Origin of the sequence: Nesterenkonia alkaliphila (assembly GCF_009758175.1) — a bacterium.
Taxonomy (GTDB): Bacteria; Actinomycetota; Actinomycetes; order Actinomycetales; family Micrococcaceae; genus Nesterenkonia; species Nesterenkonia alkaliphila.
The window spans coordinates 34644-54555 of the sequence record NZ_WRPM01000098.1; the positions used below are offsets into that span (position 1 = coordinate 34644).

The 19912-nt window shown below is 64.1% G+C and carries 18 protein-coding genes; 14 read left to right on the plus strand and 4 right to left on the minus strand.

Going from position 1 to position 19912, the window contains the following annotated elements; genetic code table 11:
• The first annotated feature begins 126 nt into the window (after positions 1 to 126).
• The 5 genes from GNZ21_RS13825 to GNZ21_RS13845 all read left to right on the plus strand — a co-directional run bounded on the left by GNZ21_RS13825 (position 127) and on the right by GNZ21_RS13845 (position 6549).
• A complete protein-coding gene (locus GNZ21_RS13825) occupies positions 127 to 1179 on the plus strand; it encodes an iron ABC transporter substrate-binding protein (protein ID WP_157325331.1) in 1053 nt (350 codons plus the stop codon).
• A gap of 108 nt (positions 1180 to 1287) precedes the next feature.
• On the plus strand, positions 1288 to 2817 hold the full coding sequence (locus GNZ21_RS13830; RefSeq protein ID WP_198346036.1) for an ABC transporter permease: 1530 nt from the start codon (positions 1288 to 1290) through the stop codon (positions 2815 to 2817).
• Entirely contained in the window at positions 2814 to 3857 is a 1044-nt protein-coding gene (locus GNZ21_RS13835; RefSeq protein WP_188503679.1) for an ABC transporter ATP-binding protein, read from the plus strand. The genes GNZ21_RS13830 and GNZ21_RS13835 overlap by 4 nt, the downstream gene beginning before the upstream one ends.
• Positions 3858 to 3948: 91 nt before the next feature.
• Complete coding sequence (gene thiD / locus GNZ21_RS13840) at positions 3949 to 4806, plus strand: bifunctional hydroxymethylpyrimidine kinase/phosphomethylpyrimidine kinase (protein ID WP_157325333.1); 858 nt, start codon at positions 3949 to 3951, stop codon at positions 4804 to 4806.
• A 105-nt stretch (positions 4807 to 4911) separates the two neighbouring features.
• Positions 4912 to 6549: a gamma-glutamyltransferase gene (locus GNZ21_RS13845; RefSeq protein ID WP_157325335.1), complete on the plus strand. Its 1638-nt coding sequence runs from the start codon at positions 4912 to 4914 to the stop codon at positions 6547 to 6549.
• Between the two features lie 99 nt (positions 6550 to 6648).
• On the opposite strand, the gene GNZ21_RS13850 is transcribed toward GNZ21_RS13845, so the two are convergent.
• Positions 6649 to 7557: a GTP pyrophosphokinase gene (locus GNZ21_RS13850; RefSeq protein ID WP_157325337.1), complete on the minus strand. Its 909-nt coding sequence runs from the start codon at positions 7555 to 7557 to the stop codon at positions 6649 to 6651.
• 146 nt (positions 7558 to 7703) lie between these two features.
• Between GNZ21_RS13850 and GNZ21_RS13855 the strand changes: the two genes are divergently transcribed.
• The 8 genes from GNZ21_RS13855 to GNZ21_RS13890 all read left to right on the plus strand — a co-directional run bounded on the left by GNZ21_RS13855 (position 7704) and on the right by GNZ21_RS13890 (position 17267).
• Positions 7704 to 9503 carry a glycerol-3-phosphate dehydrogenase/oxidase gene (locus tag GNZ21_RS13855; protein ID WP_188503678.1) on the plus strand — a complete coding sequence of 600 codons (1800 nt, stop codon included), beginning with the start codon at positions 7704 to 7706 and terminating at the stop codon, positions 9501 to 9503.
• Positions 9500 to 11017: a glycerol kinase GlpK gene (gene glpK / locus GNZ21_RS13860; RefSeq protein WP_157325340.1), complete on the plus strand. Its 1518-nt coding sequence runs from the start codon at positions 9500 to 9502 to the stop codon at positions 11015 to 11017. Before GNZ21_RS13855 ends, glpK begins: the two co-directional genes overlap by 4 nt.
• A 365-nt stretch (positions 11018 to 11382) precedes the next feature.
• Positions 11383 to 11634, plus strand: coding sequence for a glutaredoxin-like protein NrdH (nrdH, locus tag GNZ21_RS13865; RefSeq protein WP_157325342.1), 252 nt, complete (start codon positions 11383 to 11385; stop codon positions 11632 to 11634).
• A 20-nt stretch (positions 11635 to 11654) separates the two neighbouring features.
• On the plus strand, positions 11655 to 12092 hold the full coding sequence (nrdI, locus tag GNZ21_RS13870; RefSeq protein WP_157325344.1) for a class Ib ribonucleoside-diphosphate reductase assembly flavoprotein NrdI: 438 nt from the start codon (positions 11655 to 11657) through the stop codon (positions 12090 to 12092).
• A gap of 26 nt (positions 12093 to 12118) precedes the next feature.
• Positions 12119 to 14251, plus strand: a complete 2133-nt coding sequence (nrdE, locus tag GNZ21_RS13875) for a class 1b ribonucleoside-diphosphate reductase subunit alpha (protein ID WP_229659503.1) — start codon at positions 12119 to 12121, stop codon at positions 14249 to 14251.
• A gap of 79 nt (positions 14252 to 14330) precedes the next feature.
• Entirely contained in the window at positions 14331 to 15323 is a 993-nt protein-coding gene (gene nrdF, locus GNZ21_RS13880) for a class 1b ribonucleoside-diphosphate reductase subunit beta (protein ID WP_188503677.1), read from the plus strand.
• 386 nt (positions 15324 to 15709) lie between these two features.
• Complete coding sequence (locus GNZ21_RS13885; protein WP_157325350.1) at positions 15710 to 17035, plus strand: tyrosine-type recombinase/integrase; 1326 nt, start codon at positions 15710 to 15712, stop codon at positions 17033 to 17035.
• Positions 17036 to 17066: 31 nt separating this feature from the next.
• On the plus strand, positions 17067 to 17267 hold the full coding sequence (locus GNZ21_RS13890) for a helix-turn-helix domain-containing protein (protein ID WP_157325352.1): 201 nt from the start codon (positions 17067 to 17069) through the stop codon (positions 17265 to 17267).
• Between the two features lie 159 nt (positions 17268 to 17426).
• On the opposite strand, the gene GNZ21_RS13895 is transcribed toward GNZ21_RS13890, so the two are convergent.
• Positions 17427 to 17762, minus strand: a complete 336-nt coding sequence (locus GNZ21_RS13895) for a sulfate permease (protein WP_157325354.1) — start codon at positions 17760 to 17762, stop codon at positions 17427 to 17429.
• Between the two features lie 228 nt (positions 17763 to 17990).
• Here GNZ21_RS13895 and GNZ21_RS13900 point away from each other — a divergent pair, with 228 nt between their 5' ends.
• Positions 17991 to 18719 (plus strand): DUF6349 family protein, encoded by a 729-nt coding sequence (locus GNZ21_RS13900; RefSeq protein WP_157325357.1) that lies wholly within the window; start codon positions 17991 to 17993, stop codon positions 18717 to 18719.
• Between the two features lie 69 nt (positions 18720 to 18788).
• Here the strand turns inward: GNZ21_RS13900 and GNZ21_RS13905 are convergent, their stop codons facing one another.
• Both GNZ21_RS13905 and GNZ21_RS13910 read right to left on the minus strand, forming a co-directional pair.
• Complete coding sequence (locus GNZ21_RS13905; RefSeq protein ID WP_157325359.1) at positions 18789 to 19406, minus strand: hypothetical protein; 618 nt, start codon at positions 19404 to 19406, stop codon at positions 18789 to 18791.
• Between the two features lie 13 nt (positions 19407 to 19419).
• A complete protein-coding gene (locus tag GNZ21_RS13910) occupies positions 19420 to 19899 on the minus strand; it encodes a single-stranded DNA-binding protein (protein WP_157325367.1) in 480 nt (159 codons plus the stop codon).
• Between the last annotated feature and the right edge of the window lie 13 nt (positions 19900 to 19912).

The window sequence follows — 19912 nt, forward strand, 5'->3', positions numbered from 1 at the left end:
CTCAACCACGTAATGCAATTAGGTCATTTGGATGTTGCGTATAGTAGTGTCTCGGACTTTCCACCGGAGAGCCCGCACTACGCACCCAAGGGCCCACAGATGTTACTTGGAAAGGAACACCTACCTATGACTCGCACAACACGCGCGGCTCTGGCCCTCACGGCCGCAGCGGCCTTGGTGCTCACCGCTTGCGGGGACAACGGCGGCGGCGACAGCAACGGCAACGGCGCCGACTCCGCAGAAGCCGGCAGCCTTGTGCTGTACTCAGGGCGCAATGAGGAACTCATCCAGCCGCTGATTGACCAGTTCGAGGAGGAGAGCGGCATCGAGGTCAGTGTCCGTTACGGCGACACTGCCGAGCTGGCCGCCCAGCTCATCGAGGAGGGTCAAGCCACCCCCGCAGATGTATTCCTCGCCCAGGACGCTGGAGCCCTGGGCGCAGTAGCCCAGGAGGGGCTCTTCGCAGAACTCGACCAGGAGCTGCTGGTGCAGGTGCCTGAGATCTACCGGGACAACGGCAATAGTTGGGTAGGTCTCTCAGGACGGCTGCGGACCCTGATCTACAACACCGATCTGGTGGAGGAGTCCGAGCTTCCGGAGACAGTTGCCGAGCTGACCGGCCCCGAATATGCCGGCCGGGTGGGGATTGCCCCCACCAACGCCTCCTTCCAGGCTTTCGTCACTGGCTTCCGCATCTCAGAAGGGGATCAGACGGCACAGCAGTGGCTCTCCGATCTGGCCGGCAATGACCCGCAGTACCGTGACCGCAACGGCCCGATCGTCTCCGATGTGATCGACGGTGCCCTGGAGATGGGCCTGGTTAATCACTATTACCTCTACGCCCAGGCCGCTGAGCGCGGTGTGGAGCCTGAGGAGCTGCCCGCGGCCAACCACCTCTTCGGCGATGGCGATATCGGTGCGCTGATGAATGTCACCGGCGCCGGGGTCTTCGATGCGCAGAATCAGGGCGCAGTGGACTTACTGGAGTACCTTCTCTCTGAGGAGGGCCAGCAGTACTTTGTGGAGGAGACCGCCGAGTACGCCATGGTGGAAGGATTCGAGGCACCGGCAGGACTGCCCCCTCTGCAGGAGCTCGATGTCCCGGATATCGACCTGAACCAGCTGGAGGACCTGGAAACCACCATCCAGATGATCACCGAGGCAGGGCTGGCGGGATAACCCATCACTGCACTTTCTGAACCTGCTACGCAGCAGGCCGCCCAGAACTATCCGTCGGGCGGCCTGGCTGCGAGCGCGGCAAAGCAGCGCAGAACACGGCCCTCCGGGGTGCCCTGGTGGTTGGCGGCACTGGCCTGTCTGACCACTGGTGTGGCCTTGCTGCCGCTGTTCTACCTAGGCGTGCGGGCAGCACAGTATCCGGCCGCTGATTTCCTGGCCGCGGTGTTCAGCGAGCGCAGCGCCCGCCTGGCCACAGCCTCGCTGGCGCTGACCGCAGTGGTGACCGTGCTGTGTCTGGTCATCGGGGTGGGGCTGGCGGTGCTGGTGACCCGCACCACCCTGCCGGGGCGGCGCAGTCTGGCGGTGGCCGCGGCCCTGCCACTGGCGATCCCAAGCTATGTGGCGGCCTTCGGCTGGCAGTCGATGAACCACCTGGTCAGCCCAGGCACCACCTTTGAGGGCTTCTTCGCCGCCACTGTGGTGATCACCTCCGTGACCTACCCCTATGTGTTCCTGCCCGCCGCCGCAGCTCTGCTCCGGGTGGATCCGGCCCAGGAGGAGGCGGCCCGCGCCCTGGGCCGCGGCCCGGTGAACACCTTCTTCAGCGTGACTGTCCGCCAAGCGGCACCGGCAATCACCTCCGGCGGACTGCTCTGCGCCATCTACGTAATAGCCGACTTCGGCGCAGTCTCCATTCTGCGGGTCGATACCTTCACCCGGGCCGTGTTCACCAGCTTCTCCATGGGATTCGACCGGCTCGGCGGGATCGCGCTGTCCTCTGTGCTGCTGGTGCTGACCATGGTGGTGCTGGTGGTGGAGGGCCGGTTCCGCCGCACCTCCACCCGGTACGCCACCGTGGGCAGCGGGGCCGCCGCCCCGGCAATGCGGCTGAGCATCGGCCGCTGGGCTGCGCCGGCCCTGATCTTGGCATGGGGCACAGTGCTCACCGCGCTGGCAGTGCCCGGTGCGGCCCTGGCCTATTGGGCCTATCGGGGGGTGTCAACACCGGGATCACTGGCCGAGGTGGGCGGGGCCTTTATGAACTCCCTATGGGTGGCGGCCCTGGGTGGGGCGGCCACTACGGCGCTGGCCATTCCGCTGGCGGTCTACATTGCCCGCCGGCCCTCCCGGCTGGCCCGCAGCTTGGAGCGCCTGGCCTATCTGGCGCACTCTCTGCCCGGCGTAGTGGTCGGGCTCTCGGTGGTGATGCTGGGCATCTCGGTGTTGACCGGGCTCTATCAGAGCATGTGGCTGCTGGTGCTGGCCTACTGCACACTGATGCTGCCGCTGGCCCTGGGCCCGGCAGTGGCTGCCGCCCTCAGCGCACCGCCGGAGCTGGAGGAGGCCGCCCGGGCCCTGGGCAAACCCACCCTCATCGCCTATCTGCGCATTACGCTGCCGCTGATGGCCCCGGGCATCGGCTCCGGATTCCTGCTGGTGATGCTCACTGTGGTCAAGGAGCTGCCAGCCACCCTGATGCTGCGCCCCACCGGATTCGATACCCTTGCCACCAGACTATGGACCTATACCGGCAATGAGTCCTTTGCCGCGGCCGCACCGTTTGCTGTGCTGCTGGTGATGCTGGCCGCCATTCCGGCCTGGCTGATGATCTCCCGACTGCTCAAGGAGGAGAAGTGAGCCCTGCTGGAGACTCGGGCACCCTGCAGCTGACCGGCATCAGCCACCGCTACGGCGCTCACCAGGTGCTGCACAATGTGACCCTGGAATGCCCGGCGGGCACGGCCACCGCGATTGTGGGGCCCTCCGGCTCCGGCAAGACCACCCTGCTGCGCACCGCCGCCGGATTCCTCACGCCCAGTCAGGGGCAGGTGATGCTGGACGGCACCGATATCACCTCCCGGCCGGCCCACCGCCGGTCGATCGGCCTGGTGTCACAGGACGGGGCGCTGTTCCCGCATCTGAGCGTGGGCCGCAATATCGGCTTTGGCCTGCCCCGGGGTCAGCGTGGCGGTAGCCGGATCGGCGAGCTGCTGGACCTGGTCAGCCTGCCCGCCGACTACGCGGACCGCCGCCCAGACCAGCTCTCCGGCGGTCAGCGCCAGCGAGTGGCCCTGGCCCGGGCACTGGGCAGGCGGCCCCAGATCATTCTGTTGGACGAACCCTTCTCCGCCTTGGACGCCGGGCTGCGCGAACGCACCCGAAAAGCAGTGCAGAAGGTGCTGCGCTCCACCGGGACCACCGCCCTGCTGGTCACCCACGACCAGGATGAGGCGCTCTCCTTTGCCGACTCCGTGGCAGTGATTCAGGAGGGGACTCTGCGGCAGGCCGGAGCCCCGGAGAACATCTATAACCTGCCCGCCGACTTAGCCACCGCCCGGTTCCTCGGTGAGGCAGTGGTGCTGGAGGGCCAGGTATCGGCAGGCTGGGCCGAATGCGCCCTCGGCAGGGTCCCGCTGCGCAATGAGTCGCCCACCGGTTTTGTTCACCTGCTGCTGCGCCCGGAGCAGATCGAAGTCACCGAGCCGGAGCAGGGCATCCTGGGCCTGGTGCTGGACGCCGACTACTTCGGCCATGACACCACAGCGGTGGTCCGGCTGCACGGCAGCCAGGAGGAGATCCGAGTCCGTCAGCTGAACACCCAGCCCCTGGAACCGGGAGAAACTATCGGGCTGCGCGTCACCGGCGCCGCAGTGGCCTACCCGCCCGGCGGCCACTGATACTGTAGCTGCACAGCACGGGGTGCTCCTGACCAGGGGCTGAGAACACACCCGTCGAACCTGTGAGTTAGCACTTGCGAAGGGAATGCTCATGGCGGCCTCTGTTCCGAATATCCTCTCCATCGCCGGCACCGACCCCACCGGGGGTGCAGGCATCCAGGCTGATCTGAAATCTTTCGCCGCCCATGGCGGCTACGGGATGAGCGTGGTCACCGCACTGGTTGCCCAGAACACTCAAGGGGTCCGTGAGATCCACGCCCCGCCGGTGCAGTTTTTGCGCGCCCAGCTCAGCGCAGTCAGCGATGACGTCACCGTTCACGCCGCCAAGACCGGCATGCTCGGCACCACCGCCATCATCGACACCGTCGCGCAGTGGTGGGATGAAACCTACCGGAGCACCAATAACGACGCCGCCGGGAACAGTTCACCAGTGACCGCACCAGTTCTGGTGGTGGACCCGGTGATGGTGGCCACCAGCGGCCACCGGCTGCTGGAGGCTGAGGCTGAGGCCTCCCTGATCGGATTCCTGCACCGGGCAGATCTGATCACCCCCAATGTGCCCGAACTGGCCATCCTGGCCGGAGCCGAACCTGCGGGATCATCCGCGGAGCTGATCCGCCAGGCCGAGCAGGTGGCCGATGCTCACCATACGGTGGTGCTGGCCAAGGGCGGGCATATGAACCAGCCCACTGTCACCGACACTCTGGTGTTCCCGGCAGTTGCCGGCCGCCGGGCCCAGGCCTACTCAGTGAGCACCCCGCGGGTGGAGACCACCAATACCCACGGCACCGGCTGCTCGGTCTCTGCGGCCTTCGCCGCCCTTCGCGCCCGCGGTCTGGACTGGGAGCAGTCCCTGGATGTGGTCAAGGAGTGGATGCAGCGCGCCCTTGAGGGCGCGCAGCGGCTGGATGTGGGCCGCGGCAACGGCCCCATCAACCACTTCCCCTAAAGCTGATGTTGAGCCAACCTGCAGGTCATCGGCTTACCTTCAGGGCCCATGGAGCCAACACCATCAGCATCCGCTACCCCGGCCACTCTCCGCCCAGTCTCCGTCATGGCTGCCGCGGGCCTGCTGCTCACAGCCTGCGGGCCGGTGGAGCAGCAGGCGCCGGAACCCGATCCTGAGGAGGATATCCCCGGCCAGCAGCTCGAGGAGGATGAGGCCCCCGAGGCCGCTGAGGAGCCCGCGGAGGAGGATCCCGAACCCGCCCCTCACCTTCAGCAGCAGGGGGTCAGTGCCGGTAATGAGCTGGCCGTGGACGCTGCTGAGGAGATCTTCGACCAGGGCGGCAATGCGGTGGACGCGGCCGTGGCGGCGTCATTCGCCATTGCCACCGTTGAGCCGGTGGCCTCCGGTATCGGCGGCGGAGGTTCGGTGATCCTGGCCGGCCCGGAGGGTGAACCGGTCTTCTACGACTACCGCGAGGTGGTCAATAATGACGGCGAGATCCCGGAGACAGATATCGGGATCCCGGGGTTCGTTGCCGGGATGGGGCAGCTGCACGAGGACTACGGGGAACTGGACTGGGAGCAGGTGCTGGCGCCAGCCATCGACCTGGCTGAGCAGGGCTTTGAGGTGACCGAATATCACGCTGACCGGATTAACACCGGCAGCGGACCGGAATACCTGGCAGAGAACGAGGCCTATTTCCCCGACGGGTCTCCGCTGCAGGCCGGGGACACGCTCATCCAGCCGGAGCTGGCCGAGACCATGCAGCAACTCTCCGATGCCGGCTGGCAGGACTTCTACACCGGTGAGCTGGCCCAGTCCCTGGCCGATCAGGTCGACGGGGTGGATCAGCAGTCCTTGGCGGACTATGAGGTGATCACCGCAGAGCCGGCCGTGGGGGAGGTGGGCGAGTATCAGGTGGTCTCCGCAGCCCCCGCGCTGCCCGGTGCGGCACTGATCCAGATGCTCCAGGTGGCCCAGACGCAGGGAGCAGACCAGGCCGAGCCAGGCTCTGCCGAATATATCGATGCGCTCTCCCAGGCCTGGGCGGTGGGGGAGGAGACCATCCGCAACGATCTGGGCGACCCGAATTTTGTTGATGTTCCGGTCGAGGAGCTGACCGACCCCGAGGCTAATGCCCAGGTGGAGGTCAACGGCCAGGCCGCCGCAGAGCCGCAGACCCCGGCCCAGGACGGTAATACCACACATCTGGTGGTCATAGATGAGGATGGCCTGATGGTCTCGATGACCAACACCGTCACAGACTTCTGGGGCTCGGGGGTCGCGGTGGACGGCTACTTCATGAACAATGCGCTCTACCGCTTCCAGGACATCGATTCACCGGCCAACCAGCCAGAACCCGGCCGGCGCAGCGTCACCTGGTCCAACCCCACTATGGTGCTCGACGCTGAGGGCCGCCCGGTGCTGGGCATCGGCACCCCGGGCGGCATCCAGATTGTGCCCACAACCGGGCATGTGCTGGCCCAGTGGATCTTCCATGGAGAGCAGCTGCAGGAGGCAGTGGCGGCCCCGCGCTTCCGCGGTGACGGGGACACTGTCCGGCTGGAGGCCGGCCATCCGGCGGAGGTGATCACAGAGCTGGAGGAGATGGGCTGGAGCTACGAGGAGTCGGAGCCCAACGTCTGGGGCTCCATCCAAGCATTGCAGATCGACTACGAGACCGGTGAGATCACCGGCGCCGATGATCCCCGCCGCGACGGCGCGCATCGGGTCCTGGACTGAGGCGCCCTCCTGGGTGCTCAGCACCGCCGGTTTCGGGTTCTCAAGGCTGTTTACTGCCTCAGAACCCGAAAACAGCGGATCTCAGCGGAGGCGGGCGCATCAATTGCTGCGGTTCTGGAGGTCCTGCCAGGTAAACGGTGGGGTGTTGGAGTCTGAAGGTGCCGAGGCGTCGTCGTTGCCTCTGAACCAGTGGGCCGGATCAGGCCGGTCGGAGGGAGTGGGCCCGGTGGCACCTTGGCCCGAATGCGGTGCCTGTTCGCGCAGGGCGGTGACCTTGTCCCGGATCTCCGCCATCTGCTTGTCCAGGGCGGCCGCCTGCACGGCCGCTTCGCGCAGCTCGTCCAGGATGTCGGAGGGCACCTCGCCCTCATAGGTGTAGTAGATCTTATGCTCCAGAGAGGCCCAGAAGTCCATGGCCACAGTGCGGATCTGCACCTCCACGTAGACGAACTCGGTGCGGTTGGACAGATACACCGGCACCTGGAGGATCACATGCAGGGACTGGTAACCATTGGGCTTGGGTGAGCGGATGTAGTCCTTGACCTCCACCACCCGCAGATCCGGCTGGGAGCAGAGCATCTCGGCCACCCAATAGGCATCAGAGACAAAGCTGCAGGTGATCCGGATGCCGGCGATATCGCGGATCGCATGCCGGATGGACTCCAGGTTCGCCTCCACCCCATAGCGCTGGACCTTGTCCAGGATCCGCTCCAGGGCCTTCAGCCGGTAGTTGACGTGCTCGATGGGGGAGTAGTCGCGAGTGTGCTCGAACTCCTCACGCAGCACATTGATTTTGGTGAGCACCTCATCCATGCCGAACTTATAGTGCAGCTGGAACTCGGTGAGCTGGCGCCGGACATCAATCATCCGGTCCACCGCCCCGGGCTGGCCGTTTGCGTCTGCGTTGGAGTTCAGCTGCGTCAGCAGCTGCCGGTACAGGTCAACATCGGTCTTCTTGACCAACGCATCGGCTTCGATCTCCTCGGTAGGCGTGAGACCAGCGGACATAGATGACTCCTCATCGGGTTAGGTCAACGGTGCAACGTTGAAACAGCAGTTCCTCTGACGTCCAGTCTCGACCCTAGTGGGGCTTTCTGTGAAGAGGCTAGGAGGTCACGATCCGAGCACATCTGCCGATGGCTTAGGCTGAAAGGGTGAAGCCCAAGCCGCTGAACGCAGCATCCCGCAATGAAGCCCTGGCCCGCCTGAAAGCCACTGCCGATCCGGAGGGCGAGCCCCTTGACGTACTGGTGATCGGCGGTGGCGTAGTGGGCGCGGCCGCCGCGTTTGACGCTGCCGGCCGGGGCCTGCGCACCGGTCTGGTTGAGGCCAGGGACTTCGGCGAGGGCACCAGCTCCAGGTCGTCAAAACTGGTCCACGGTGGGCTTCGCTACCTGCAGATGCTCGACTTCAAGCTGGTGGCCGAGGCGCTGCGCGAACGCGACCTGCTGCTGCGCCGCCTGGCCCCGCACCTGGTGCGGCCGCTGCCGTTCATCTTCCCCTTCGACAAGCCTGTGCTGGACCGGGCGTTCATCGGCTCCGGAGTCACCCTCTACGACACTCTGGCCTCCGGCTCCTCGTTCCTGCGCGGGGCGCGCGGGCGGGCCGTACCCTTCCACCGGCACCTGGGCCGGGCCGGGCTGCGTGAACGCTTCCCCGCCCTGGATGCCGAGCGGTACCACGGCGCCCTGGAGTACTACGACGCCCAAGTCGATGATGCCCGGCTGGTGCTCACCCTGGCCCGGAGCGCGCACAGCCTGGGTGCGGCCGTGACCTCCCGCACCGAGGCGGTGGAGTACCTGCGAGCAGCCACCCCGGAGAACAGCGCTGCGGAACCGGAACGGATCACCGGGGTGCGCCTGCTCGACCACCTCACCGGGGAGACCTTCGAGGCCTATGCCAAGGAGATCATCCTAGCCGCCGGGGTCTGGACCGGGCAGGCCCAGGAGGCCGCCGCCACCGAATCCGGACTGAAAGTGCTGGCCTCCAAGGGCATCCACATCACCGTTCCCCGGGAGCGGATCAGCGCCGAGGGCACAGTGGGCATCATCACCCAGACGGAGAAGTCGGTGCTGTTCCTGATCCCACTGCGCGATGTGTGGGCCATAGGCACCACCGACACCGCCTGGCACGGGGCCGTGGACTCCCCGGCGGCCACCTCCGCAGATATCGACTATGTCTTGGAGCACGCCAATGCGGTGCTCGGCGAAGACCTCACCCGGGAGGATGTGCTGGCCACCTGGGCCGGACTGCGGCCTCTGGTGCAGCCGGTGGCCACCGATGAGTCAGCCTCTACCAGGGTCTCAAGGGAGCACACCGTGATGCAGCTGGCCCCCGGGCTGACCGGCATCGCCGGCGGCAAACTCACCACCTACCGGGTGATGGCCGAGGATGTGGTGAACTTCGCCGCCGAGGGCAGCTTCAAGGACCGTGCCTCGATCACCCACGCTCTGCCGCTGCTGGGCGGGCAGGGCTACGGCGAATGGGTGGATCAGACCGAGGATCTCACCGCGCGCTACGGCTGGGACCATGACCGGGTGGACCGGCTGCTCAACCGCTATGGATCCCTGCTTGCTGAGCTGCTCGAGCTGATCGAGCAGGACCCGAGCCTGGGCAGCCCACTTGAGCAGGCGCCGTCGTACCTGCGTGCTGAGATCGCCTATGCCGCCCAGTATGAGGGTGCGATGCACCTGGACGATCTGCTCTCCCGGCGCACCCGACTGGTGCATGAGACCGCCGACCGCGGCCTGGCCGCCCTGGAGGAGATCCTGCAGATCGCAGCCCCGCTGCTGGGCTGGGACACGGAGCGGGCAGAGGCCGAACGCAGCGCCTACACCTCCTATGTAGAAGCCGTGCGCGCCGCAGAGCAGGTCCAGGACGACGCCGCGGCCGCCGAGCTGATCGCCGCCAGTTACCCGGTGCCCGGGCAGAACGTGGAGGCGTACCCGCTATGAGCAGCTCTGAGACCAGCGAGTACATCCTCTCCATCGACCAGGGCACCACCTCCACCCGGGCGGTGGTCTTCGACCACACCGGGCAGATCCTGGCCTCTGCACAGAAGGAGCACACCCAGCACTTCCCGCAGGCCGGATGGGTGGAGCATGACGCAGTCGAAATCTGGCAGAACACCCAAGAAATGATCAGCGGGGCGTTGACCGAGGGCGGGGTGACTCCGGAGCAGATCAAGGCCCTGGGCATCACCAACCAGCGTGAGACCACTGTGGTGTGGGACAGGGCCACTGGCGAGCCCATCCACCGAGCGCTGGTCTGGCAGGACACCCGTACCCAGGCGATCATCGATGAGCTCGCCGCTGACGGCGGCACCGAGAGGTTCAAGGAACGGGCCGGTCTGCCGCTTGCCACCTACTTCTCTGGGCCCAAGATCCGCTGGGTGCTCGACCAGGTGCAGGGCGCCCGGGAGCGCGCTGAGGCCGGCGAACTGCTCTTCGGCACTATGGACACCTGGTTGGTATGGAACCTCACCGGCGGCACCGAGGGTGGGGTGCACATTACCGATGTCACCAATGCCTCACGGACCCTGCTGATGAACATCGACACCCTGGACTGGAACCCGGAGATCTGCGCGGCGATCGGGGTGCCTGAGGCGGTGCTGCCGCAGATCCGCAGCTCCTCGGAGGTCTATGCAGAATGCGCTGAGTCCAGTGGGATCCCCGGCGTGCCGATTGCAGGCATCCTGGGTGATCAGCACGCTGCCACAGTGGGCCAGGCCTGCTTCGAGCCTGGGCAGGGCAAGAATACTTATGGCACCGGAAACTTCATGCTCATCAACACTGGGCACGAGCCGGTGCACAACGATCAGGGGCTGCTCACCACACTGGCGTATAAGTTCGGGGCCCAGCCTCCGGTCTACGCCCTGGAAGGTTCTATCGCGGTCACCGGCTCACTGATCCAGTGGCTGCGCGACAACCTGGGGCTGATCAGCAGCGCTGCCGAGTCCGAGGACCGGGCCGAGAACGTCAAGGACCACGGGGGTGCCTATATTGTGCCGGCCTTCTCCGGTCTCTTCGCCCCCTACTGGCGCCCCGAGGCCCGCGGGGTGATCGTGGGTCTGACCCGCTATGTCACCGCAGATCACCTGTGCCGGGCCGCCCTGGAATCGGTGGCCTTCCAGTCCGCCGAGGTGGTGGAGGCGATGAACGCCTCGGCACCCGAGGACCTCACCGAGCTGAAAGTGGACGGAGGCATGGTGGTCAACGAAACTCTGATGCAGTTCCAGGCCGACCTCCTCGGGGTGGATGTGGTCCGCCCCGAGGTCATCGAGACCACGGCCCTGGGCGCGGCCTACGCGGCAGGCCTGGCCACCGGCTACTGGGCCTCCACCGATGAGCTCACCAGCAACTGGCGCGAGGGCCGGCGCTGGCGCCCCACTATGGACCAGGACGCCCGCAGCCACCGCCTCACCGAATGGCGCAAGGCCGTGGAGCGGAGCTTTAACTGGGTGGACTGACTGAGTCCGTCCCCGTCCTAAAGCTACGGAGCCCGCGGAGCATTTCGGCGTAGTGCCGCGTAAAAGGAACAGCGGCCGGAGCCGAAGATGCGAAGAGAGAGGGCTCCGCAGAATACGACACGCGGAGCGTCAGATTAATTTTTCTGGGGATAGAACTGTGCACAGCTGTGGAGAGGCGAGCCGGCGGCGTCGTACTTCCCCGCCCTGGTGCCGAACACACCATCCACAGCCGTTGTGCACAGGCAGTGGATAACTACACTGGTGTGAGTACAGCATCTTGTGGCTACTGACTTAAGCCGACACAAGATGTAGTATTGAAGAGTCTTCACAGCCCCCGGAACTACCTGAGGAAAGGAACCTTCCCCATGAGCGTCACCGTCTACACCAAGCCCGCCTGCGTGCAGTGCAACGCCACCTACCGCGCGCTGGACAAGAACGGCGTCACCTACAAGACCGTTGATATCTCCCAGGACGCTGAGGCCCTGGAGCGGGTTCGCGCACTCGGTTACATGCAGGCCCCTGTGGTGATCACCGAATCCGACCACTGGTCCGGATTCCGGCCCGATAAGATCTCCGAGCTCTCCGCTGCTGCAGCACCCCAGGCCGCCGCAGCCTGACCACCCCTACGGGAGCCAGTATGCTCACCTCCGCCAGGCTGATCTACTTCTCCTCGGTGTCGAACAACACCCACCGGTTCGTGGAGAAGCTCGGCCTGCCCGAGGGGGAGGCGGCCAGACTGCCGGTGCACACCGGGGCTGAGACCCTGACGGCCACAGAGCCCTATGTGCTGATCCTGCCGACATACGGGGCCAATGGCGGCAGGGGATCGGTGCCCAAGCAGGTCATCAAGTTCCTCAACGTGGAGTCCAATCGGAGGCTGCTGCGAGGCGTGATCGGCGCGGGCAACACTAATTTTCACGAAAGCTACTGCATTGCCGGTGACATCGTCGCCGCCAAATGCAATGTGCCGCACCTGTACAGGTTCGAGCTGATGGGCACTCCAGAGGATGTGTCCAAAGTCCACAAGGGATTGGAAGAGTTTTGGAAACAGCAGTCAGCCCTCTCAGCCGCATAGCCGAGTCCTCCGGCAAGGAACCAGCTCTGGCCAAGGATGTCCCCCCAGAGTGGGCGGATCTGTCCTATCAGGACCTCAACGCCATGCTGAACCTCTACGGCCCCAACGGCGAGATCCAGTTCGAGGCTGACCAGCTGGCCGCCCGGAAGTACTTCCTGGACCACGTCAACGTCAACACTGTCTTCTTCCACGACCTGGACGAGAAGCTGAAGTACCTGGTGGAGAACGACTATTACGAGGCCGAGACCCTGGCTCAGTACTCCAAGGAGTTCATCCACCGGCTCTGGGACACCGCCTATGCGCGCAAATTCCGGTTCCCCACCTTCCTGGGCGCCTTCAAGTTCTACACCTCCTACGCGCTGACGACCTTTGACGGCAAGCGCTACCTGGAGCGGCTGGAGGACCGGGTATGCATGGTGGCGCTCTACCTGGCCCGCGGCAATGAGGAACATGCCATGGCGCTGATGGAGGAGATCATCTCCGGGCGCTTCCAGCCGGCCACCCCCACCTTCCTCAACGCCGGCAAAAAGCAGCGTGGCGAGCTGGTCTCCTGCTTCCTGCTGCGCATCGAGGACAATATGGAGTCCATCGCCCGCGGCATCAACTCCGCCCTGCAGCTGTCCAAGCGCGGGGGAGGGGTGGCGCTGTCGCTGACCAATATCCGCGAGCACGGGGCCCCGATCAAGCAGATCGAGAACCAGTCCTCGGGCGTGATCCCGGTGATGAAGCTGCTGGAAGACTCCTTCAGCTACGCTAACCAGCTCGGCGCCCGGCAGGGGGCTGGGGCGGTGTACCTCAACGCCCACCACCCGGATATCCACCGCTTCCTGGACACCAAACGGGAGAACGCGGATGAGAAGATCCGCATCAAGACCCTCTCCCTGGGCGTGGTGATTCCGGACATCACTTTCCAGCTGGCTAAGAACAACGAGGACATGTACCTGTTCTCGCCCTATGACGTGGAGCGGGTCTACGGCAAGCCGTTCAGCGAGATCTCAGTGACTGAGAAGTACTACGAGATGGTTGATGATGCCCGGATCCGCAAGACCAAGATCAACGCCCGGGAGTTCTTCCAGACGCTGGCCGAGATCCAGTTCGAATCCGGCTATCCCTACATCATGTTTGAGGACACGGTGAACCGGGCCAACCCGATTGCCGGGCGGATCACTATGTCCAACCTCTGCTCCGAGATTCTGCAGGTCTCCGAGCCTTCCGAGTACTCCGCAGACCTGGGGTACGCGCAGATCGGCAAGGACATCTCCTGCAACCTGGGCTCGCTGAACATCGCCAAGACCATGGACTCACCGGACTTCGGTGCCACCATCGAGACGGCCATCCGCTCGCTGACCGCGGTCTCGGATATGTCCTATATCGAGTCGGTGCCCTCGATTGCTGAGGGCAATAAGCGCTCCCATGCCATCGGGCTGGGCCAGATGAACCTGCACGGCTACCTGGCCCGGGAGCGGGTGCACTACGGCTCCGAGGAGGGCCTGGACTTCACCAATATCTACTTCTACACGGTGCTCTACCACTGCCTGCGCGCCTCCAACCTGATCGCCAAGGAGACCGGGGAGACCTTCGACGGGTTCGAGAACTCCACCTATGCCTCAGGGGAGTTCTTCGATAAGTACACTGAGCAGGTTTGGGAGCCGGCCACCGCCAAGGTGCGGGAGCTCTTCGCCCATGTACACATCCCCACTCAGGAGGACTGGCGCCGGCTGAAGGCTGAGGTGCAGACTCACGGCATCTACAACCAGAACCTGCAGGCCGTGCCGCCCACCGGCTCGATCAGCTACATCAACAACTCCACCAGCTCTATCCACCCGGTGGCCTCCAAGATCGAGATCCGCAAGGAGGGCAAGATCGGCCGGGTTTACTACCCGGCTCCGTATCTGACCAATGACAACCTGGAGTACTACCAGGATGCCTATGAGATCGGGTACGAGAAGATCATCGACACCTATGCGGCGGCCACCCAGCATGTGGACCAGGGGCTGAGCCTGACTCTGTTCTTCAAGGACACCGCCACCACCCGGGACATCAACAAGGCGCAGATCTACGCGTGGAAGAAGGGCATCAAGACCCTCTACTACATCCGGCTGCGCCAGCTGGCCCTGGAGGGCACCGAGGTGGAGGGCTGCGTCTCCTGCATGCTGTAGGGACAGTACGACGACGCCGCCCCGCCCGCCTGACCGCCACACCACTTATCACACACTCAAGGGAAGAACCGGAGCAACAGTGACCACATCAGTCGAGGCAGAGACCTCCTCCACACTGCTCGACCATGTCGAGGCGATCAACTGGAACCGCCTGCCCGATGAGAAGGACGGTGAGGTCTGGAACCGGCTGGTCAACAACTTCTGGCTGCCGGAGAAGGTACCGGTGTCCAATGACGTGCAGTCCTGGGCGACTCTCACCGAGGAGGAGAAGACCCTGACCATGCGGGTCTTCACCGGCCTGACCCTGCTGGACACCATTCAGGGCACGGTGGGCGCGGTGGCGCTGATTCCGCATTCACTGACCCAGCATGAGGAGGCGGTGCTGACCAATATCGCCTTCATGGAGAGCGTGCACGCAAAGTCCTATTCGCAGATCTTCTCCACCCTGTGCTCCACCAAGGAGATCGACGACGCCTTCCGCTGGTCACGGGAGAACCAGCACCTACAGCGCAAGGCCCAGATCGTCATGGACTACTACCACGGCGCTGATGGGCAGAAGAAGCGGGTGGCCTCTACCATCCTGGAGTCCTTCCTGTTCTACTCGGGCTTCTACCTGCCGATGCACTGGTCCTCCCGGGCCAAGCTGACCAACACTGCGGACATTATCCGGCTGATCATCAGGGACGAGGCGGTGCACGGCTACTACATCGGGTACAAGTACCAGCGGGCACTGGAGCTTGAGACTCCGGAGCGCCGGCAGGAACTGAAGGACTACACCTTCGAGCTGCTCTTCGAGCTCTACGACAACGAGGTGCAGTACACCCACGATCTCTACGACGGCGTGGGCCTGAGCGAGGACGTCAAGAAGTTCCTGCACTACAACGCCAATAAGGCTCTGATGAATCTGGGCTATGAGGCGATGTTCCCCTCCGACGTCACTGACGTGAACCCCGCGATCCTCTCCGCGCTGAGCCCCAACGCCGATGAGAATCACGACTTCTTCTCCGGCTCCGGCAGCTCCTACGTCATCGGCAAGGCCGTGGAGACCGAAGACGAGGACTGGGACTTCTGAGAGACGAGGGTTGGGCATTCTGAGTCACTGACTGACCCAGACGCCCATCAGGGTCCTTGAAGGCCTGGATCTGCATGCTTCTGCAGGTCCAGGCCTTTTTCGTGTCCCCTCCCAACGAAACAGAGGAGGACCGAGATGACCATCAGAAGCCGCCCAGTGGGGCACGCCGAGGGCACGGGCACACCTACCAGATGGGTAAGGGAGTCTTTGCCACCCGGAATTTGGGGTCGGCATGCCCGCGAGGTCGTGCCCCAGCGTGCCCTCCAGGGTACTCGCAAGGGCTCTGGATCCCCAGGATTACAGGGATCTTGCCGCGTGTGCTCTGCGAGGGGCACGGAGGGGCACGACGGCCCGGGACAGTCCGTACGAGGTCACCGGAGGGTACGATGAGCACCACCACGAAGAAGCAGACACCTGCCACCCGACGTGAGTCCTGGGGGAGACTGCGCAAGCTCCCCTCCGGCCGTTGGCAGGCCCGCTATCCGGCCCCGGATGGGCAGATGTACCCGGCTCGGACCGAGGACGATAAGCCGCTGACGTTTCTGACCAAGACCGATGCCCGCACGTGGTTGGCCGGGATGCATACCAAAATCGCCCGGGAGGACTGGGCGCCCCCAGCCGTGGTGGCAGCTCGCCGTCGTGCCGAGGCAGAAGCCGAGAAAGCACAGGCCCTGGGGTTCGCCGAGTATTCGGAACGGTGGATGGAGATGATCCGCACACGGCCAGGTCGTAGCGGCAAGAAGCGCGCCCCAGCGACTATTCGGGACTATCAGGGCAAGGTCACCGGGTATCTGGTGCCTGAGTTCGGTGACACTCCGGTGCGGGATATCGATGAAGCTCGGATACAGGTGATGACTGAGCGGTTGGATAAGATCCCTTCGCCGTTGAATCCGAACTCGAAATTCAACGGGGTCACCAGGCCGGTGCTGATCGTGTTGATGATGATTCTTCGGCAAGCAGCCAGAGACGGGATCATTCGGGTAGTACCGAACGTCTCAGTTCCCAAGCAGGAACCAGTCCGCCATGACATCGACCACTCCCCGGAGGAGGACGTGGCCACCCCCGAGCAGGTCGAAGGCCTCTACGAGGAATTGCCCGATCTCTACAGCATTATGGCGCTGCTTGCTGCCTGGTGTCAGTTACGTCGCGGGGAGGGCCTTGGGCTTCAGCGCCGGGATATCCAATGGCAGCGTGACGGCAGCGCGATTCTTCACGTGCGGCGGCAGCTGAACGCGAACACCGGTGACTACACCGATCCCAAGAGTGAGGCCGGCAAACGCTCACTCAGTATCCCGAAGATCATGATCGACCGGCTGAGAAAGCACATGGAGGACAACGTCGCATCCGAGGCTAAGGCCCCAGTCGTTCCGACCAACGTTCAAGGAAGTGTGCCCTTGTCCAATACACGATGGGGATACGTATGGGCCGAGGCCCGAGACGCGGTGAAGAGCCTGCCTAACTACTTCCGTTTCCATGATCTGCGGCATACCGGCTTGACCATCTTCGCCCAGGAAGGAGCAACACTGGCCGAGTTGATGCGTCGTGGCGGACACTCAGATATTCGTGTGGTGATCCGCTACCAGCACGCCACCATGACCAGAGATAGGGAGCTCGCTGACCGGATGAGTGATCACGTCGCCGCCAGTATCGCCGCGGCCAAGAAGAAGAAGGAAGAAGCAGAGACGTCTTCGGACAGCCCAGGACACCTATGAGGTGAAGCAACAACTAAAAGGAGGTACTGCCATGGTTCAACACGAGACCACCCCGGGACCGAGGCTGGTGTCACTGGCCGAGGCCGCAGAGCAGTTTGGAGTCTCGGTTAAGACACTCCGGCGACGAATCGCTGACGGGACCGTTCACGGATACCGCGTCGGACGGCTCATCCGAGTCGACCTGGACGAACTCCATGAGCGATTGCTCGTTGAGATCCCTTCGGTGAGGTAGTCGACACCCACACGAAGGGGGACGCACCCATGGGGGCGCGTCCCCCTTCGTGTCTAGGCACCGCCGCCGTCGTCCTTCCCCTGATCAACATGGCAGGCTAACGAGCCGTCCTCGCCCCTTGTGATCTGCGAACGAGACGATCCGCTATGCCCTCGTGACCTATGCCGTTGCCGGTTGCACGGATTCTCTGCGATCGTTCCGAGTGAGACGGATTCGAATAAGGTACACGACACTGATGGGCCCCATAATCAGGAACTTGAACGCTGACCAGAGGCAGGCCAGGACGATGAGGTGGAGCCAGCCAGGGGCGCCGGCGTCGATCAAAGTGGTGCACCAGTAGGCAACGGCGAAGTATGGGATGGCCAGGCCCATGGCGGGGATGCCCCATTTGAGGCCCTGACGGGTGCGGATGCGATCGAGGATGATGTTGCTGGGCATCCATGCGCGAAGAAACACGCCGGTGTGAATGCTGGCGATCCAGATGAGACGAAGCATGACGGAGTCCTCCCTTACGGACGGCGACGTCACGTAGGAATGGACTCACCCGGCCTGTTGTCCCCGGGGTCGTCAACCACCAGCCTGAAGCTAGCAGCGCAGCTAATAGGGTATCGCCGTAGCTCTGAGTCTACGTGGCCTTACGGTCTCATGTGAAGAGCTCCGGAGGGCCCGGTCCTATGCGGTTGGTTTGGTGTGCACCTGTGCCGTGAAGGGAGGGCACCGGTCATGGCAGAAGTCTATGGACAGTTGGCGTTCGACTTTGATGAGTTAGCCCGGGAGGAAGCCCGCGCGCAGGTCGATCAATGGCGGGACGCACCACTGCACTTCACCAGCGAGTATTACTCTCCACACGAGTTGGAGGAAGCGTTCGCGCACTGGACGTTTCTCAACGGGAACTTCGACTCCTATCGACGTAGCCATATGTGGCATCGTGGGATCGCCCATGAGCAACAGACTGTGCTGGGCGATCATAGTGGGGAGATGTTCAGCGCTGATCTCAGGTCAGACCGTGGTCACCTGGGCCCGGGGGAGCTGCTGGCGCAGATGATTTGCGAACCCTGCGACTGGCACGTGATCACCGCTGACGAGAACGCTGCGGTGGAGGCGTGGCACGATCATGCTCTGCCGGGCTGGCGAGCGCTGCCGGTAGTGCCTGCACAGATTAAAGTCCGTCATGAGTCAGGCCTGACCACGGTCGCGAAGACGTGGATCGCCGAACGCTACCCAGCCGATATGCAGGTCCACGGGGCCCCGATCATCACTGAACGCAGCCCCGTGGGCACCCGCCATGTGCCAAGCTATTCACCGTGGGGCGGCTATGACCTCTCCTCGACAGCTCTCGATACACCAGCCGCACCACGAGGCTCCTCCAGAACAGTCCGCCGTGAGCTCCCCGATTTCGCTGGACCGCGGCCCTGTGTGACGTCCGATAGGGGTCGTGGTCTTGGTGACTGACGGGCACCGACGTGGGGGAGGGTTGCAGCAACGTCGTTATGCTGCGACCCTCCCCGTGGATGTGTGTGGTTAGGTGACTTCTCCGGTTTGTGGGTTGAGACTGGCGTAGAACTCGTCTTCTTTGGCTTTGCGGCGGGCCACATCGTCGAGGACGAACTCCACGAAGTCCTCATCCCGGTTCTCGATCGGGGCTTCTTCGACCGCATCGGCGGGATCTTCCCCCGGCCAGGCGGTTTGCCGGGTGGGCCGGTCCCGGTCCAGCCGTGTCCCCGAGGCTTGGACCCAATCGCGCAGGCGTTGGCGTGCTTCGGCGAAGTCTCGGTGCCAGCCAATGGGCGCGGACCCGTTTTGTTCAGGGTCGTAGGCACAGAGCCAGTGGGTGTGCAGGGCGGAGAGTTCCCACACCAGTTCCGAGTGTCGATGCCACATCGGAGGGATGACACTGACAGGCAGCCCGTAGGTCTGCCGGAGCCAGTTCACCCACGCGTTGAGCTCCAGCCACTGCAGCTCTGCCTGCTCGGAGGAGAGCAGGTTCCAATTGATCGGCCCGGGCGGCTCATCCAAGGCCGGTCCCGTCCCAGCCGCACCGGGAGGTGACTCTGTGCTGGCAGGGTCCTCTGGTTCGGGCTCGTCGATCTGGGGTGGATCTTCTGGGCCGGGGGTGAGATCCTCGTCGTCTTCGCTCATGGTGATGGTCTCCTCACTGGCCCATTGCCGCGTGCTGAGGTGGCTGCTGGGCCGGCCGCTGCGGTGGTTCGAACGCCTGGTTCTGCGTGCGGCTCTGATCCACACTGACCGGCTGCTGGCCCACCGCCTCCTGCTGGGGCGTGCGATCAACACTCACTCTGCTGCGGGCAGCGTCGGGGCCGATCTTCTTGGCGACGAATTCTTCACCGCCGCGCTGCTGGCCCTCTTTTTCATAGGCGTACTCGCGCACATACCCGTCAGCGACGAAGGGATCGCCCTTCTCGAAAAGATCAGCTGCTCGTTCAGCGGTCTTGCGATAGACCACCAGGTTGTGGAACGAGGGCTCCAGCTGGGTGAAGGAGCCGTCGTCCTCGCGGCGGTAGTGTTCGATGCCCATCCGGGCGTAGAGCCGGGCCACCCCCTGTTGCCCATAGGTCAGTTGTGGATCGGTGGCGATGAAGCCTGATACTGACTGACCGGTCTTGATAGCCATGGCCCTTCCTCCT

Bases quoted from the DNA above. Each gene is read 5' to 3' on its own strand.
- GNZ21_RS13825 (WP_157325331.1), top strand. From the start codon at position 127: ATGACTCGCACAACACGCGCGGCTCTGGCCCTCACGGCCGCAGCGGCC.
- thiD (WP_157325333.1), top strand. From the start codon at position 3,949: ATGGCGGCCTCTGTTCCGAATATCCTCTCCATCGCCGGCACCGACCCC.
- GNZ21_RS13845 (WP_157325335.1), top strand. From the start codon at position 4,912: ATGGCTGCCGCGGGCCTGCTGCTCACAGCCTGCGGGCCGGTGGAGCAG.
- GNZ21_RS13850 (WP_157325337.1), bottom strand. From the start codon at position 7,557: ATGTCCGCTGGTCTCACGCCTACCGAGGAGATCGAAGCCGATGCGTTG.
- glpK (WP_157325340.1), top strand. From the start codon at position 9,500: ATGAGCAGCTCTGAGACCAGCGAGTACATCCTCTCCATCGACCAGGGC.
- nrdH (WP_157325342.1), top strand. From the start codon at position 11,383: ATGAGCGTCACCGTCTACACCAAGCCCGCCTGCGTGCAGTGCAACGCC.
- nrdI (WP_157325344.1), top strand. From the start codon at position 11,655: ATGCTCACCTCCGCCAGGCTGATCTACTTCTCCTCGGTGTCGAACAAC.
- GNZ21_RS13885 (WP_157325350.1), top strand. From the start codon at position 15,710: ATGAGCACCACCACGAAGAAGCAGACACCTGCCACCCGACGTGAGTCC.
- GNZ21_RS13890 (WP_157325352.1), top strand. From the start codon at position 17,067: ATGGTTCAACACGAGACCACCCCGGGACCGAGGCTGGTGTCACTGGCC.
- GNZ21_RS13895 (WP_157325354.1), bottom strand. From the start codon at position 17,762: ATGCTTCGTCTCATCTGGATCGCCAGCATTCACACCGGCGTGTTTCTT.
- GNZ21_RS13900 (WP_157325357.1), top strand. From the start codon at position 17,991: ATGGCAGAAGTCTATGGACAGTTGGCGTTCGACTTTGATGAGTTAGCC.
- GNZ21_RS13905 (WP_157325359.1), bottom strand. From the start codon at position 19,406: ATGAGCGAAGACGACGAGGATCTCACCCCCGGCCCAGAAGATCCACCC.
- GNZ21_RS13910 (WP_157325367.1), bottom strand. From the start codon at position 19,899: ATGGCTATCAAGACCGGTCAGTCAGTATCAGGCTTCATCGCCACCGAT.